The sequence below is a fragment of the Ensifer sp. 22460 genome (genome assembly GCF_052044935.1).
Lineage (GTDB): Bacteria > Pseudomonadota > Alphaproteobacteria > Rhizobiales > Rhizobiaceae > Ensifer.
In genome coordinates this window covers 2,501-19,178 of the sequence record NZ_JBQENZ010000014.1, presented here as the reverse complement: position 1 = coordinate 19,178, position 16,678 = coordinate 2,501, and the positions used below count along the sequence as shown (strand labels likewise).

Here is a 16,678-nt window from a genome sequence, read left to right as displayed (position 1 = left end):
GATGCGCGCCAAACCGCTTTTCCTCATGATCGCGCACCGATCGGCAATCCTTGCCTACATCGCCTTCGCGCTCTTCCCGCTCTATTGGCTGCTGAAGGTTGCAGTCACGCCCAACGACCTGCTCTACTCGGAAGGCATTCGAATGTGGCCGTCGCGCGCCAGCCTCGAACATTTCGATTTCGTGCTGCGCCACAGCGCCTTTCCGGTGTTCTTCAAGAACAGCCTGATCGTCGCCGGCTCCACCGCCGTTATCGTCACCATCCTCGCCTCGCTCTCGGGCTATGCGCTGTCGCGCTTCAACTTCCGCGGTAAGTACTGGCTGGTGGCGCTGATGCTTTTGACGCAGATGTTCCCGCTCGTCATGCTGGTGGCGCCGATCTTCAAGATCCTGTCGCCGCTTGGCCTCACCAACAGCCTGACCGGGCTCGTCATCGTCTACACCGCCTTCAACGTGCCGTTTGCCACCTTCCTGATGCAGTCCTTCTTCGACGGCATTCCGAAGGACCTGGAAGAGGCGGCGATGATCGACGGCGCCACCCAATTCGTCGCCTTCCGCCAGATCATCCTGCCGCTGACGCTGCCCGGCATTGCCGCAACGCTCGGCTTCGTCTTTACCGCCGCCTGGAGCGAACTTCTGTTCTCGCTGATGCTGATCTCCGGCAACGACCAGGCGACCTTCCCCGTTGGATTGCTGTCCTTCGTGTCGAAGTTCTCCGTCGACTTCGGGCAGATGATGGCCGCCGGCGTGCTCGCGCTCATCCCCGCCTGCCTCTTCTTCCTGCTCATTCAACGTTATCTCGTCCAGGGCCTCACGGCCGGCGCGGTCAAAGGCTGAGGATTGCTCTCATGGCTTCCATCGATATCGCCAACATCCAGAAATCCTACGGCATCCACCCGGTCCTGCACGATGTCGATCTCAAGATCGGCGACGGCGAATTCGTGGTGCTCGTCGGCCCATCCGGCTGCGGCAAGTCTACGCTTCTGCGCATGATCGCCGGGCTTGAAAGCGTCACCTCGGGCGAGATCCGCATCGCCGGAAAACGCGTCAACGAGCTGGCGCCGAAGGACCGCGACATCGCCATGGTGTTCCAGTCCTATGCGCTCTATCCGCATATGTCCGTCGCCAAGAACATGAGCTATAGCCTCAGGCTCCGGAAGACGGCCAAGGAGAAGATCGCGAGCATCGTTTCAGGGGCCGCCGCCAAGCTCGGCCTCGACCCGCTGCTCGAACGGCGGCCGCGTGCACTCTCCGGCGGCCAGCGCCAGCGCGTCGCCATGGGCCGGGCCATCGTGCGCGAGCCCAAGGCCTTTCTCTTCGACGAGCCGCTGTCGAACCTCGATGCCCGCCTGCGCGAGCAGATGCGGGCCGAAATCAAGAAGCTGCACAAGGACCTCGGCGCCACCTCGATCTACGTGACCCACGACCAGATCGAGGCGATGACGCTTGCCGACCGCATCGTCGCCATGAACGGCGGCTTCGTCCAGCAGGTCGGCAGCCCGCTCGATCTCTACGACCGTCCCGCAAACCTCTTCGTCGCCGGCTTCATCGGCTCGCCCGGCATGAACTTCTTCGAGGGCACCTACCTGAACGGCACCGCCCCGCGATTCGAGACGGAAGGCGGCGTTGTCATCCCGGCACAACCGCATCCGCCGCTCGCCGACGGCGCCCGCGCCACCCTCGGCATTCGCCCGGAACATGTGGAGATCGGCGTCGAAGGGCCGGATGTGCTGAGCGCCAATGTCGACCTGGTCGAGCCGACCGGGTTCGGCATCATCCTGCATCTCTCCTTCGGCCACGCCGGCTTCAAGGCCTTTACCAACGACCGCCGGTTCCTCACCGCTTCGGGTTCGCTTGCCGTGCGCCTGCCGGTCGACAGGCTGCATTTCTTCGACGCCGCCGGCAATCGGGTCTGATCGCGCGCACCGTCCCTGGTGAAAATTTAGGCGCAACCGGCGACCTGCCGGCTGCGCCGGTTGACTTCCACAAGGCGAGGCGTACGGTCGTCCTGTCGCAAGTATCAACCGCCGTGGCGCCAACTTAAGAGAAGCAAGCACCGCCAAAACGACAGATTGACGATAGCCTTCCTTGCCTGCGCCCGGCGATTTTGAGGAAGTGTCATGCGAATTCTTGTTGTTGCCCTTGCCTTTTCGACAACGATGCTCTGTCCGTTCGCAACCCTCGCGCAAGAGGGCGATGCCGCAGCCGGAGCCACCGTCTTCAAGAAATGCGCTGTCTGTCATGTTGCCGACAGCGATACCAACAAGGTTGGACCATCACTCAACCATCTGTTCGGACGAACGGCCGGCACCCACGCCGACTTCAGCTACTCGCCGGCGATGATCGATGCCGGCAAGGGTGGGCTCGTCTGGGACGAGGCGCATCTGCGCGACTATCTGCACAATCCAAAGACCAAGGTGAAAGGCACGAAAATGGCCTTTGCCGGGCTGAAGGACGACACGGATATCTCCAACCTCATTGCCTACCTCAAGCAGTATTCGCAGTAGGCTGAAAAGACTAAAGGCAAGCGCCGTCCGCACGGAGACGGCGAATTGCGACTATTCAACGTTCGTGCAATAATTGCAGGTACAGCGCCGCGCGTCGTATCAGACGCGCAAAGGTCGCTGTAGAACTTTGAATTCCTGCATGTTTTTGTCCTTTAATCGGAGACGATTAAAGGAAACATGCAGCAGGCTCTACGGATTGCGTATTCATGCCCACAGCCGCCAGCGGCGAGGAGGGACAGAAATGGCCGTGGTAGTTATTCTGGTTTTGTTGGCCGTTGGGTCGGTGTTGTTCCATCTGTTGAGCCCGTGGTGGTGGACGCCGATCGCGTCCAACTGGAATTACATAGACAATACGCTCATCATCACCTTCTGGATTACCGGCGTCGTCTTCGTCGCCGTGGTGCTTTTCATGGCCTATTGCGTCCTGCGTTTTCGGCATCGCCCGGGAAACCGGGCGGCCTATGAACCGGAAAACAGGAAGCTCGAAGGGTGGCTTGCCGGCGGCACGACGCTCGGCGTCGCCGCCATGCTGACCCCCGGCCTCTTCGTCTGGCACCAGTTCGTGACCGTGCCGGATGGCGCAACGGAGGTCGAGGTCGTCGGCCAGCAGTGGTTGTGGAGCTTCCGGCTCCCAGGCGCGGACGGCAAGCTCGGCACCTCCGAGACCCGCGACATCACCCCGGAAAATTCGCTCGGCCTCAACCGCAATGACGCAGCGGCGCTTGACGATTACGTCATCGAAGGCGGCGAGCTGCATCTCGAAGTCGGCAAGCCGGTCAAGATGCTCCTGCGCTCGGTCGACGTGCTGCACGATTTCTACGTGCCGGAGTTCCGCGCCAAGATGGACATGGTGCCGGGCATGGTCACCTATTTCTGGCTGACGCCGACACGGACTGGCACGTTCGAGGTCTTGTGCGCCGAACTCTGCGGCGTCGGTCACCCACAGATGCGCGGCACCGTCATCGTCGACAGTGCCGCCGACTACCAGGCTTGGCTTTCGCAGCAGCAGACCTTCTCGCAGCTGCAGGCAAAGGCAGGGACGAAGGAAACGGCGCAGGCAGGAAATGCCGCCCCGGCGCAGTAAGAAGCGCCCCGACGGCCAAAGCGGGATGAGGAAAAGTGCTTGCGGTTTTCCGCTCGCATCCCGCTCGTGAGCGAAAGCAATTCCAGCGTTGGTGTCCGGAATTGCGTGGTTCAATGCGTTGGATCGAAATGATCCGGTGTTGGGAGGTTCTCGCAGATGGTCGACATCCGGCATAGCACGGGCGAACCGATAGGCGCCGCGGAAGTGGAGGACGTCGAGCTTTATCATCCCCATAGCTGGTGGACGCGCTACGTCTTCAGCCAGGATGCCAAGATCATCGCCGTGCAATATGCCTCGACCGCGATCGCCATCGGCATGGTCGCCCTGGTGCTCTCCTGGCTGATGCGGCTGCAGCTCGGCTTTCCCGGCGCCTTCGCCTTCATCGACGCCGAGCGCTACTACCAGTTCATCACCATGCACGGCATGATCATGGTGATCTACCTGCTGACAGCTCTCTTCCTTGGTGGCTTTGGCAACTACCTGATCCCGCTGATGCTTGGCGCGCGCGATATGGTCTTCCCCTATGCCAACATGCTGAGCTACTGGCTTTACCTGCTCGCTGTGCTCGTGCTCGTCGCCAGCTTCTTCGCCCCCGGGGGCCCGACCGGCGCCGGCTGGACGCTCTACCCACCCCAGGCGGTTCTCTCTGGCACGCCCGGCGGCAAGGACTGGGGCATCATCCTGATGCTCTCCTCGCTCATCCTCTTCATCATCGGCTTCACCATGGGCGGCCTCAACTATGTCGTCACCGTGCTGCAGGGCCGCACCCGCGGCATGACGCTGATGCGCATGCCGCTCACCGTCTGGGGCATCTTCACCGCGACGGTCATGGCGCTGCTTGCCTTCCCCGCCCTCTTCGTCGCCTGCGTCATGATGCTGTTCGACCGGGTGCTCGGCACCAGCTTCTTCATGCCGGCGATCGTCGAGATGGGCGAGCAGCTGCAGCACGGCGGCGGCAGCCCGATCCTGTTCCAGCACCTCTTCTGGTTCTTCGGCCACCCGGAGGTCTATATCGTCGCGCTGCCGGCCTTCGGCATCGTCTCCGATCTCATCAGTACCCATGCCCGCAAGAACATCTTCGGCTACCGCATGATGGTCTGGGCGATCGTCATCATCGGCGCGCTTTCCTTCATCGTCTGGGCGCACCACATGTATGTCAGCGGTATGAACCCCTATTTCGGTTTCTTCTTCGCGACGACCACGCTGATCATCGCCGTGCCGACGGCGATCAAGGTCTACAACTGGGTGCTGACGCTCTGGCGCGGCGATATCCACCTGACGCTGCCAATGCTGTTTGCGCTCGCCTTCATCGTCACCTTCGTCAATGGCGGGCTGACCGGCCTCTTCCTCGGCAACGTCGTCGTCGACGTGCCGCTCTCCGACACGATGTTCGTCGTTGCGCATTTCCATATGGTCATGGGCGTGGCGCCGATCCTCGTCATCTTCGGCGCGATCTATCACTGGTATCCGAAGATCACCGGCCGCATGCTCAACGAGGTGATGGGCCAGATCCATTTCTGGGTCACCTTCGTCGGTGCCTATCTGATTTTCTTCCCGATGCACTATCTCGGCCTCATCGGCATGCCGCGGCGCTATTATGAAATGGGCGAAACCGCCTTCGTCCCGGCCTCTGCCCATACGCTCAACGAGTTCATCACCATCATGGCGCTGGTCGTCGGCGCCGCTCAGCTCCTCTTCCTCTTCAATCTCATCTGGAGCATTCGCCATGGTCGTGAGGCCGGTGGCAATCCCTGGCGGGCAACAACGCTCGAATGGCAGACACCGGAGACGCCGCCACGCCACGGCAACTGGAAGGAACTGCCGGTCGTCTACCGCTGGCCCTATGACTACAGCGTGCCGGGAGCGGCCGAGGATTTCATTCCGCAGAACCAGCCGGGCTCCGCAGGTCATGCGCCGGAGGGTGCCTCATGAACGTCACCTTGATCCTGCTGGCCGTGATTCTCACGATCGCCGGCTGGTGGCTCAGCCGGCAGCGGCTCTTCTCAAAGCCCTGGCTGGAGGTAGGTCACGCGTTTGACCCGCGTCCAGATGGTCGTCCTTCGATCCCACCCGCAAAAATCGGCCTCGGCGTCTTCCTCGCCGTCGTCGCCGCACTCTTCTCGCTTTTCATCAGCGCCTATTTCATGCGCATGGCATCCACCGACTGGTGGTCGACGCCAATGCCGAAAGTCCTCTGGCTGAACACCGCCATCCTCGGGCTCGGCAGCCTCTTGCTTCACGCTGCGCGCGTCACCGCCGAGAACCACCGTGACGAGGCAAGCCGAACGGCCCTGATCGCCGCGCTTGCCGCGGGGCTCGCCTTCCTCGCGGGCCAGGTCTTCGCCTGGCGCGAACTGACCGAGGCCGGCTTTCTCATCGCCGACAACCCGGCCAACAGCTTCTTCTACATGATATCAGGCATGCATGGCCTGCACATCCTCGGCGGCCTCTTCGCGCTCACCCGAGTGATCGTGAGAACGCGCGCCGGCCCGATGGACGAGAGGGCCGTGCTGTCGATCACGCTCTGCGCCACCTATTGGCATTTCATGCTGGCCGTTTGGCTGGTGCTTTTCGCGCTCTTTTCCGGCTGGGCCAACGACTTCGTCGAGCTCTGCCGGCAACTCTTGACCTAAGGAGCCAAGGCATGTCCGTCGAGACACATTCGCCTGTCCGAGAACCGCTCCACCGCCCGGCGGGACTTGCCGGTTTCGCCGCCGACTGGGCTTCGGATCAAAGGACGTTCAAGAACGTCTCCTGGGGCAAGGCGATGATGTGGATCTTCCTCCTCAGCGACACCTTCATCTTCGGTTGTTTCCTCATCGCCTACATGTCGGCGCGCATGTCGACGGCCGTTCCGTGGCCCAATCCGAGCGAGGTCTTCGCGCTGCACATCGGCGGTTCCGACGTGCCGCTGATCCTGATCGCCATCATGACCTTCGTGCTGATCACCTCGAGCGGCACAATGGCCATGGCCGTCAACTTCGGCTACCGCCAGGATCGAAAGAAAACCGCTTTGCTCATGGTGGTGACGGCGCTCTTCGGCGCCACCTTCGTCGGCATGCAGGCCTTCGAGTGGACCAAGCTGATCACCGAAGGCGTACGCCCCTGGGGCAACCCTTGGGGTGCGGCGCAATTCGGCTCGACCTTCTTCATGATCACCGGCTTCCACGGCACCCACGTCACGATCGGCGTCATCTTCCTGCTGATCATCGCCCGCAAGGTCTGGCGTGGCGACTTCGACACCGGCAGGCGCGGCTTCTTCACGAGCCGCAAGGGGCAATACGAGATCGTCGAGATCACCGGCCTCTACTGGCACTTCGTCGACCTCGTCTGGGTCTTCATCTTCGCATTCTTCTATCTGTGGTGAGGCATGGCCATGACCGAAACGACGGCACACACCGACACGATACCGCAGGCAGGGTCGCGGGCACCGGCGCATGAACAACACCAGCAGCATCCGATCGGCCTCTACCTGGTCGTCTGGGTGCTGCTGTTCGTGCTCAGCACCTTCTCCTATCTCGTCGACTATGTCGGGCTGCAGGGCTATCTCAGATGGTCGCTGATCCTGCTCTTCATGGTGCTGAAGGCCGGCCTGATCGTCGCGATCTTCATGCACATGGCCTGGGAACGACTGGCACTGATCTACGCGATCCTGCTGCCGCCGCTGCTGGTGCTGGTCTTCGTGGCGCTGATGGTCTCGGAATCGCACTACGTGCTCTTCACCCGCCTCGCCTTCTTCGGCGCCGCACCCTGATCGCCAGGTCGCAGAGCATGCCGGGACACCCCAGGTAAATCACCTGCGTCGGAGGGGGCGGCGTCGCCGCAAAACCGACATTCGTGCCCCATGCGATGACGCATTCGAATGCGCCCGCGTCTTCTGTATGCTAAGAGAAATCGCTTCGATGTTCCTCGGCGCTTTTTCTCACGAAATCAGTGGCATGACCGTCCCGATAGCTCTCGTTCCACGATCCACAGATTGCTCGGCTCTGGTCGTGCAGTTTGATGATTATGTCGTAGACAGGCTCTAGTCGGGGCGTCTCAAGCCGTAAAATCCGGCATCCAATCCAACTAGGGTCGCAAGCAATGGCAGAGTTTCCGCAAAAGGCGAAGGTCGTAATCATCGGGCTGGGTGGCATCGTGGGTGCCTCGATCGCGCACCACCTGATCGAGCGCGGCTGGGACGATATCGTCGGCATCGACAAGTCAGGTGTGCCGACCGACATCGGCTCGACGGCGCATGCCTCGGACTTCTGCTACACCACCAGCCACGATTATCTTTCGGTCTGGACGACGCAGTATTCGATCGATTTCTTCGAGAAGATGGGCCACTACGCCCGCATCGGCGGCCTGGAAGTCGCCCGCACCGGCGATGATGTCTGGATGGAGGAGATCAAGCGCAAGCTTTCTTCCGCCAAGGCCTTCGGCACCCGCGCGCACTATGTCTCGCCGGCCGAAATCAAGAAGATGTTCCCTCTGATCGAAGAGGACCAGGTGATGGGCGGCATGTTCGACCCGGATGCCGGCCTCGTCATCCCGCGCTCGCAGACGGTTGCTGGCAAGCTGGTCGATGCGGCCGAAAAGTCCGGCAAGCTGCAGGTCTACGGCAACACGCCGGCAAAGTCGCTTATCGTCGAGAACGGCCGCATCAAGGGCGTCGTCACCCACCGCGGCACGATCATGGCCGACCACGTCATCGTCTGCGCCGGCATCTGGGGCCGCTTGATCGCCGAAATGGTCGGCGAGGATCTGCCGGTCATGCCGGTCGACCATCCGCTCACCTTCTTCGGCCCGTATAACGAGTTCGAAGGCACCGGCAAGGAAATCGGTTTCCCGCTGCTGCGCGACCAGGGCAACTCCGCCTATATGCGCGACACCGGCGACCCGAAGACCACCGAAGGCGGCCAGATCGAGTGGGGTTATTACGAGACCACCAATCCGCGCCTCTGCCATCCCCGGCATATTCTCGAAAAGCACGAAGCGCGCCTGTCGCCGTCACAGCGCGACCTCGAGATGGAGCAGATCATCGAGCCGCTCGAGCGCGCCATGGAGCTGACGCCGATCCTCGGCGAGCTTGGCTATAACGAGAGCCACTCGTTCAACGGCTTGCTTCAGGTATCGGCCGCCGGCGGCCCCTCCTGCGGCGAGAGCCAGAAGGTGCGCGGCCTCTGGTACTGCGTCGCCATCTGGGTGAAGGACGGCCCCGGCTACGGCAAGCTGATCGCCGACTGGATGACCGACGGCCGCACCGAGATCGACCATGCCTCGATCGACTATTCCCGCTTCTACCCGCACCAGCTCGAGGAGACGTTCATCGAGGGCCGCTGCTTCGAGGCGGCGCAGAAGATCTATTACCCCGCCGTGCACACGCGCGAACCCTATGCCAGCGGCCGCAACGTCAAGCGCTCGCCCTTCTACGAGCGCGAGAAGGAGCTCGGCGGCTACTTCATGGAACTCGGCGGCTGGGAGCGCGCGCACGGCTACGCCGCCAACGAACATCTTCTCGAAAAATACGGCGACCGCGTTCCGGTGCGCGAGAACGAGTGGGACAGCCGCCATTTCTGGCGCGTGTCCAACGCCGAACATCTGGCGATGAGCGAGGATTGCGGCATCGTCAACCTGTCGCACTTCCACATGGTCGACATCGAAGGTCCTGACCATGTCGAACTGCTCGAGTGGCTTTGCGCCGCCAAGATCGGTGGCGACGGCAACATCGGCAAGGGCATCTACACCCACTTCCTCGATGACGAGGGCATGGTGCGGGCCGACTTCACCGTCTTCCGCATGGCCGACCGCTGCCGTCTCGTGAACGGCGCCGATGCCGGACCGCGCGACTTCCAGTACATGCGCCGCGTCGCGGAAGACCGCGGCCTTGACGTCACCATCACCGACGTTTCGGAAAAATTCATCACCATCGGCATCTGGGGGCCCAATGCCCGCCAAACGCTGAAGAAGGTGGTTGCCGATCCGGCGGGCCTCGATCTCGAGAACTTCGCCTTCGCCGCCATCAAGCCGATCGAAATCGCCGGCAAAAAGGTCACCGCCTTCCGCATCTCCTATGTCGGCGAGCAGGGCTGGGAACTGCATATGAAGTACGAGGACGGCCTTGCCGTCTGGGACGCGCTACGCGCCACCGGCGTCATGGCCTTCGGCGTCGAAACCTATGCCAACTCGCGCCGCATGGAAAAGAGCCTGCGCCTGCAGAACGCCGATCTTCTCACCCAGTACAACCTGATCGAGGCCGACCTTGCCCGTCCGAAGGTCAAGGACGTCGACTTCCGCGGCAAGGCCAAGCACCTCGAATACAAGGCGCGCGAACACCAGCCCGCCATGCTCTGCACGCTCGTTCTGACGGAGAATACCGACAAGAATGGCGTGAAGCGCTACCCGGTCGGCACCCTGCCGGTGATGGATCCGGAAACCGGCAAGGTGCTGGTCGACGAACTCGGCCGCCGCTCCTACACCACCTCGATCGCCTTCGGGCCGACGATCGGCAAGAACATCGCGCTTGCCTATCTGCCCTGGTCCCATTGCCAGGTCGGCCGCAAGTTGAACGTCGAATACTTCGCCGAGACCTATCCGGTCGAAGTCGTCGGCATCGGCTACAAGCCGCTCTACGACCCCGAGAACCTGAAGCCGCGCACCTGATCGATCGGCACCAGAACCAAAAACGAAAAGGCCCGCTCACATCCGAGCGGGCCTTTTTACTGTCCGGCGCACCAAAATCGCCGTCAGGGCAGCACGTGCCCGGCCGCAGTAAAGAGGCGGTACCAGTCTTCGCGCGACAGCGTGGTATCCGCGCCGGGCGCGATGTCTGCCAGCCGTTCCGGGCTCGTCGTTCCAAGGACCACCTGGATGTTGGCCGGATGCCGGGCGATCCAGGCGTAGGCGATGGCCGACGGCGACACCGCATATTTGCCGGAGAGTTCGTCGAGCACCCGGTTGAGTTCGGGAAAATTGGTTTCGTCGCCGACGAAGACACCGCCGAAAAAGCCCTGCTGGAACGGTGACCAGGCCTGCAGCGTCATGCGGTTGATCCGCGAATAGACGACCACCTCGCCGTCGCGGTCGATCGACTGCTCGAGACCCGCCATGTTCGCGGCAATCCCAAACGCGACCGAGGGGGCGTGGGCAATGCTGAGCTGGATCTGATTGGCGACGAGCGGCTGGCTCACGGCCGTCTTCAGGAGATCGATCTGCCGCGGCGTATGGTTCGACACGCCGAAATGCCTGACCTTGCCGCCCGCCTGCAGTTTGTCGAAGGCATCGGCCACTTCCTCCGGCTCCACCAGGGCATCCGGGCGATGCAGCAGCAAAAGATCGAGATAGTCGGTCTTCAGTGCCGCAAGCGAGCGGTCGACGGACTGGAGGATATGGTCGCGGGAGAAATCGAAGTAGCCGCGCCGGATACCGCACTTGCTCTGGATAACGATCTGTTCACGCTCGGCAGGATTCAGCCGCAACGCATCGCCGAACCGACGCTCGCAGGCATGCAGTTCGCCGCCATAAATGTCGGCGTGATCGAAGACGTTGATGCCGACGTCCCGCGCCTTGCCATAGAGCCGGGCAATGGCGTCATCACTGAGATCGGCGATCCGCATCAGGCCGAGAACGGCGGATGAAACGGAGAGGTCGGTTGTTCCCAGATTGAATTTTTTCATCGGATTACGCTCGCACCGTCAACATTGTTTCGAAGGAGGATTTCCGCCCGCAGGCGCAACTGGCTGCGGAAGCGAATCTTTGATCCTCAATCTCTACCAGCCCGAGGGCGCTTGGCAAACGCCTCGGGCATTGTTGACGATCGTGCGAAGCGGGTAGCGAAGACGAGCAATGCGCCGGGTTGCCCGCTAGCGCTTTGCTGTTGTCCTATTGTCGTGGGAGCCGACAGGGTCGCCCGGCCCACGACCAGCGGTTTGATCAGGCAGCCGACCGATAACGCTCAGCCGGCTCGGATTGTGCGAAATTCGGCAGCATCGCCTGGCGCGCGGCGTCGAACGTATGCCACTGGCCGGCGTCCGGCAGCGGCGGGATCGTCACCAACTCGCGGCGATCAAAGCCGACTAGTGCCGCATCGACGAGATCGCCGGCCTCCATCACGCCCGCAAGCGTTTCGACATCGACGCCCGCATGATCCCAGATCTCGGTGCGCGTCGCAGCCGGCAGCACCGCCTGCACATAGACGCCCTTGGGCGCCAGCTCGACGTTCAGCCCCTGGGAAAGGAACAGCACGAAGGCCTTCGTCGCGCCATAGACAGTAGCACCCATCTCCGGCGCAAGGCCGACGACGGAAGCGATGTTGACGACCGCCCCCTCACCCCTCTCGGCAAAACGCGGCGCTACGGCATGGGCCAGCCTGGTGACGGCAGTAATATTGAGCGAGATGAGCTTCGAAATGTCCTCGCCCTTTTGCTGAAGGAAGCCGCGCGGGATCGATGTGCCGGCATTGTTGACCAGAACACCAATGCGCTCATCCTCGCGCAGGCGCTGCTCGACCTTGGCCAAATCCTGCTCGTCCGTCAGGTCGGCGGGCACAACGTCGACATTCACGCCGGTTTCGCTCCGCAGCCGCTCGGCAAGCTCTGCCATGCGCACCGCATTGCGTGCGACCAGAATGAGATCGTGACCGCGGCGCGCAAATCGCTCCGCATAGACGGCGCCGATACCGGTGGAAGCACCGGTTACGAGGACTGCAGGCTTCTTGCTCATCGGGTGTGCTCCTTTGATTTATTCATGATAGTCATCATGTATTTGGATATATGACGGCCATCATGTATAATGTCAATCGAAATTTAGGAGACGGTGATGCGCGTGAGCCGACAACAGGTCGAAGACAACAAGCGAACCATTCTGGAGGCGGCTGGTCGGCTGTTCCGGGAGCGTGGTTTCGAGTCCGTCACAGTGACGGATGTGATGAAGTCGGCCGGGCTCACCCACGGCGGCTTCTACGGCTACTTCAAGTCCAAGGATGATCTGATTGCCCAGACCCTGGCCGGACTCCGGGGAGAAGCCGAGCCAAAGTCGACGGACTTGGCCGCCGTCGCACAGCGCTATCTTTCAGCGGAGCATCGAGACGATTTCGCACATGGCTGCCCGCTTGCCGCCCTGGCGTCGGAAGTGAGCCGGCAACCCCAGGGAGCACGCACGGAAATGACAGCGTTTCTCAAACGTCAGTTCGAGCGCCTGGGAAAAATAGCGCCGGGCTTGGACGAAGAGCAGCGGCGCCGTGCCGCGATCGGCAATTCGGCGAGCATGATCGGCGCGCTGATCCTGGCCAGGATGACCGACGATCCGGCCCTGTCGAACGAGATCCTCGAGGCGACGCGCGGCTGGCTTTCGGCGGAGGCTCATGAAGGGGCCACGGCCGCCGACGTCGCCTGATATTCGCTGTGCTTCGTGCCCTCGCCCGTTCTCTCCGGGTAGCGCTAGAACGCCAAAAGCCCGGCGGATTTCTCCGCGCGGGCTTTTTTTGATTTGGTTGCGGGGGCAGGATTTGAACCTGCGGCCTTCAGGTTATGAGCCTGACGAGCTACCGGGCTGCTCCACCCCGCGCCATCTAGGTAAACCGCTAAGCGGTTTATCCGTCATCGCGGTAAATCCCTATGGGATTTATCCGCTCTTTCCGGGTTTTGCCGAAGGCAAAATCCCGTTTAATCCGGTCCGAGTTTTGCGAAGCAAAATCCCGTTGTTTGTCTGTGCCGAGCAAATCGGTAGGATTTGTCTCGCGTAAGGGACGCACTGATTATTTTCAGCCTAGCAAAACAAAAGGGCCGCTTGGTGGCGGCCCGTGTTCGGCAGGGCCGAAGTGTGTGTCGAGAAGATTTCGGTTTGTTTCCGCCGCTACCTTATCCTTCTCGGCGATGCCTCGAAGGGGAGCGGCGGTTGTTTCTCTTGCGCTTTGCAGACCTGGCAGCGACCTACTCTCCCGCGTCTTAAGACGAAGTACCATCGGCGCTGGGGCGTTTCACGGCCGTGTTCGGAATGGGAACGGGTGCAGCCACCCCGCCAGAACCACCAGGTCGGCAAAGCGCAAGATTTGCGCCTAGCTTGGCGCAAACCGAATGAGAAGCTGGTTGAAGTTTTCACTTCAGTTGTTTTGAACACGTCGCTCATCTCAAGGCGAATGCAAAAGCATTCGTCCGAACGTGATGAGCACAAGCAATGGGAACGATCAAGCCAATCGAACGATTAGTACTGGTAAGCTTCATGCGTTGCCGCACTTCCACACCCAGCCTATCAACGTGGTCGTCTTCCACGGTTCTCAAGGGAATACTCGTTTTCAGGTTGGTTTCCCGCTTAGATGCCTTCAGCGGTTATCCATTCCATATATAGCTACCCTGCTATGCCCTTGGCAGGACAACAGGTCCACCAGAGATATGTCCATCCCGGTCCTCTCGTACTAGGGACAGATCCTGTCAATATTCCTACACCCACGGCAGATAGGGACCGAACTGTCTCACGACGTTCTGAACCCAGCTCACGTACCGCTTTAATTGGCGAACAGCCAAACCCTTGGGACCTGCTCCAGCCCCAGGATGCGATGAGCCGACATCGAGGTGCCAAACAACCCCGTCGATATGGACTCTTGGGGGTCATCAGCCTGTTATCCCCGGCGTACCTTTTATCCGTTGAGCGATGGCCCTTCCACGCGGGACCACCGGATCACTATGACCGACTTTCGTCTCTGCTCGACTTGTCAGTCTCGCAGTCAGGCGGGCTTATGCCATTGCACTCGACGACCGATTTCCGACCGGTCTGAGCCCACCATCGCGCGCCTCCGTTACTCTTTCGGAGGCGACCGCCCCAGTCAAACTACCCACCATACACTGTCCCGGATCCGGATGACGGACCGCGGTTAGACATCCATGACGATAAGGGTGGTATTTCAAGGATGGCTCCACAAGAACTGGCGTCCCTGCTTCAAAGCCTACCACCTATCCTACACATGCCGACACGAATGCCAGTGTAAAGCTATAGTAAAGGTGCACGGGGTCTTTCCGTCTGACCGCAGGAACCCCGCATCTTCACGGGGAATTCAATTTCACTGAGTCTATGCTGGAGACAGCGGGGAAGTCGTTACGCCATTCGTGCAGGTCGGAACTTACCCGACAAGGAATTTCGCTACCTTAGGACCGTTATAGTTACGGCCGCCGTTTACTGGGGCTTCGATTCAGAGCTTGCACCCCTCCTCTTAACCTTCCAGCACCGGGCAGGCGTCAGACCCTATACGTCGTCTTGCGACTTCGCAGAGCCCTGTGTTTTTGATAAACAGTCGCTACCCCCTGGTCTGTGCCACCCCATCTGACTTGCGTCAAAAAGGGTCACGCTTCTTCCGAAGTTACGCGTGCAATTTGCCGAGTTCCTTCAGCATAGTTCTCTCAAGCGCCTTGGTATACTCTACCTGACCACCTGTGTCGGTTTCGGGTACGGTCTATAATGGTGGAGCTATTTCCTGGAACCGCGTCCCCGCCTGGACAATCCAATAAGTCCAAACAAGTTAAGCGATCCGTCACTACCACCAGGCCCACGAATATTAACGTGGTTCCCATCGACTACGCGTGTCCGCCTCGTCTTAGGGGCCGGCTAACCCTGCTCAGATTAACTTTAAGCAGGAACCCTTGGTCTTTCGGCGAGAGGGTCTCTCACCCTCTTTATCGTTACTCATGTCAACATTCGCACTTCCGATACCTCCAGGACCCCTCACGGGTATCCCTTCACAGGCTTACGGAACGCTCCGCTACCACACGTCTTGCGACGTATCCTCAGCTTCGGTGCATGGCTTTAGCCCCGTTACATTTTCGGCGCAAAGACCCTTAATTAGACCAGTGAGCTGTTACGCTTTCTTTAAATGATGGCTGCTTCTAAGCCAACATCCTGGTTGTTTTGGGATCCTCACATCCTTTCCCACTTAGCCATGACTTGGGGACCTTAGCTGGAGGTCAGGGTTGTTGCCCTTTTCACGACGGACGTTAGCACCCGCCGTGTGTCTGCCGACTAGTACTCCTCGGTATTCGGAGTTTGGTTAGGATCAGTAAGACGGTGAGTCCCCATAGCCCATCCAGTGCTCTACCCCCGAGGGTATTCGGTCGACGCACTACCTAAATAGTTTTCGCGGAGAACCAGCTATTTCCGAGTTTGATTGGCCTTTCACCCCTAACCACAAGTCATCCCAATCTATTGCAACAGATGCGGGTTCGGTCCTCCAGTTGGTGTTACCCAACCTTCAACCTGCTCATGGCTAGATCACTCGGTTTCGGGTCTAATGCGACGAACTGAACGCCCTGTTCAGACTCGCTTTCGCTGCGCCTTCACCTATCGGCTTAAGCTTGCTCGTCACACTAAGTCGTTGACCCATTATACAAAAGGTACGCTGTCACCCTTGCGGGCTCCAACTGTTTGTAGGCATCCGGTTTCAGGTTCTATTTCACTCCCCTTGTCGGGGTGCTTTTCACCTTTCCCTCACGGTACTTGTTCGCTATCGGTCATGCACGAGTACTTAGGCTTGGAGAGTGGTCTCCCCATGTTCAGACAGGATTTCACGTGTCCCGCCTTACTCAAGGACACTGAGTGTTCTACGTGTAAGGGGCTATCACCCTCTACGGCCGACCTTTCCATGTCGTTCCACTTTATTCCTCAGTGCCACTGGCCTGGTCCGCGTTCGCTCGCCACTACTTGCGGAGTCTCGGTTGATGTCCTTTCCTGCAGGTACTTAGATGTTTCAGTTCCCTGCGTTCGCTTCTTACCCCTATGTATTCAGAGTAAGATACCTTTAAACAATACTTGGAAACCTAAGCCGTACTTGCGTACGACTTAAATTTTCCAAGCATTTAAGGTGGGTTCCCCCATTCGGAGATCCATGGATCAAAGCTCATTCGCAGCTCCCCACGGCTTATCGCAGCGTATCACGTCCTTCATCGCCTGTGCATGCCAAGGCATCCACCAAATGCCCTTCTTTCACTTGATCGTTCTCATTGCCAATGCTCATCCATTAGCCGTCGTCCCGAAGGGACGCGGCAGAAAGGGTTACCTTTTACAACCCAATCCTTATGAGATGCCATCGACGTGTTCGATACGGTCGCTTTATTGGAACCACGC

Annotated in this window: 12 protein-coding genes, 1 tRNA gene and 2 rRNA genes; 10 read left to right on the top strand and 5 right to left on the bottom strand. The window is 60.1% G+C overall.

Annotated features, from left to right (window positions below):
- The first annotated feature begins 1 nt into the window (after position 1).
- The 9 genes from ACTJKM_RS18205 (at position 2) to ACTJKM_RS18165 (ending at position 10,234) form a co-directional block, all read left to right on the top strand.
- Positions 2-835 carry a carbohydrate ABC transporter permease gene (locus tag ACTJKM_RS18205; protein WP_058320728.1) on the top strand — a complete coding sequence of 278 codons (834 nt, stop codon included), beginning with the start codon at positions 2-4 and terminating at the stop codon, positions 833-835.
- 11 nt (positions 836-846) lie between these two features.
- The gene (locus ACTJKM_RS18200) at positions 847-1,914 is read left to right on the top strand and encodes an ABC transporter ATP-binding protein (protein ID WP_058320727.1); all 1,068 of its coding nucleotides are present in this window, start codon (positions 847-849) and stop codon (positions 1,912-1,914) included.
- 204 nt (positions 1,915-2,118) lie between these two features.
- Positions 2,119-2,505 (top strand): c-type cytochrome, encoded by a 387-nt coding sequence (locus ACTJKM_RS18195; RefSeq protein WP_058320726.1) that lies wholly within the window; start codon positions 2,119-2,121, stop codon positions 2,503-2,505.
- Positions 2,506-2,746: 241 nt separating this feature from the next.
- Positions 2,747-3,589, top strand: coding sequence for a cytochrome c oxidase subunit II (locus ACTJKM_RS18190; RefSeq protein ID WP_058326490.1), 843 nt, complete (start codon positions 2,747-2,749; stop codon positions 3,587-3,589).
- Positions 3,590-3,745: 156 nt separating this feature from the next.
- The gene (gene ctaD, locus ACTJKM_RS18185) at positions 3,746-5,521 is read left to right on the top strand and encodes a cytochrome c oxidase subunit I (protein WP_057248977.1); all 1,776 of its coding nucleotides are present in this window, start codon (positions 3,746-3,748) and stop codon (positions 5,519-5,521) included.
- Complete coding sequence (locus ACTJKM_RS18180; protein WP_058320725.1) at positions 5,518-6,222, top strand: cytochrome c oxidase subunit 3; 705 nt, start codon at positions 5,518-5,520, stop codon at positions 6,220-6,222. The genes ctaD and ACTJKM_RS18180 overlap by 4 nt, the downstream gene beginning before the upstream one ends.
- An 11-nt stretch (positions 6,223-6,233) precedes the next feature.
- Positions 6,234-6,956, top strand: coding sequence for a heme-copper oxidase subunit III family protein (locus tag ACTJKM_RS18175; RefSeq protein WP_058320724.1), 723 nt, complete (start codon positions 6,234-6,236; stop codon positions 6,954-6,956).
- A gap of 9 nt (positions 6,957-6,965) precedes the next feature.
- Entirely contained in the window at positions 6,966-7,343 is a 378-nt protein-coding gene (locus ACTJKM_RS18170) for a cytochrome C oxidase subunit IV family protein (protein WP_057248974.1), read from the top strand.
- Between the two features lie 329 nt (positions 7,344-7,672).
- Positions 7,673-10,234: a GcvT family protein gene (locus ACTJKM_RS18165; protein ID WP_058320723.1), complete on the top strand. Its 2,562-nt coding sequence runs from the start codon at positions 7,673-7,675 to the stop codon at positions 10,232-10,234.
- Positions 10,235-10,317: 83 nt separating this feature from the next.
- On the opposite strand, the gene ACTJKM_RS18160 is transcribed toward ACTJKM_RS18165, so the two are convergent.
- Both ACTJKM_RS18160 and ACTJKM_RS18155 read right to left on the bottom strand, forming a co-directional pair.
- Positions 10,318-11,247 (bottom strand): aldo/keto reductase, encoded by a 930-nt coding sequence (locus tag ACTJKM_RS18160; protein ID WP_440660715.1) that lies wholly within the window; start codon positions 11,245-11,247, stop codon positions 10,318-10,320.
- A 256-nt stretch (positions 11,248-11,503) separates the two neighbouring features.
- The gene (locus ACTJKM_RS18155; protein ID WP_058326492.1) at positions 11,504-12,292 is read right to left on the bottom strand and encodes an SDR family NAD(P)-dependent oxidoreductase; all 789 of its coding nucleotides are present in this window, start codon (positions 12,290-12,292) and stop codon (positions 11,504-11,506) included.
- 96 nt (positions 12,293-12,388) lie between these two features.
- Between ACTJKM_RS18155 and ACTJKM_RS18150 the strand changes: the two genes are divergently transcribed.
- Positions 12,389-12,964: a TetR/AcrR family transcriptional regulator gene (locus tag ACTJKM_RS18150; protein ID WP_113514936.1), complete on the top strand. Its 576-nt coding sequence runs from the start codon at positions 12,389-12,391 to the stop codon at positions 12,962-12,964.
- A gap of 94 nt (positions 12,965-13,058) precedes the next feature.
- Here ACTJKM_RS18150 and ACTJKM_RS18145 read toward each other — a convergent pair.
- From ACTJKM_RS18145 to ACTJKM_RS18135, 3 genes are all read right to left on the bottom strand, one after another.
- A tRNA-Met gene (locus tag ACTJKM_RS18145) sits at positions 13,059-13,135 on the bottom strand.
- A gap of 352 nt (positions 13,136-13,487) precedes the next feature.
- A 5S ribosomal RNA gene (rrf, locus tag ACTJKM_RS18140) occupies positions 13,488-13,602 on the bottom strand.
- 148 nt (positions 13,603-13,750) lie between these two features.
- A 23S ribosomal RNA gene (locus ACTJKM_RS18135) occupies positions 13,751-16,547 on the bottom strand.
- Between the last annotated feature and the right edge of the window lie 131 nt (positions 16,548-16,678).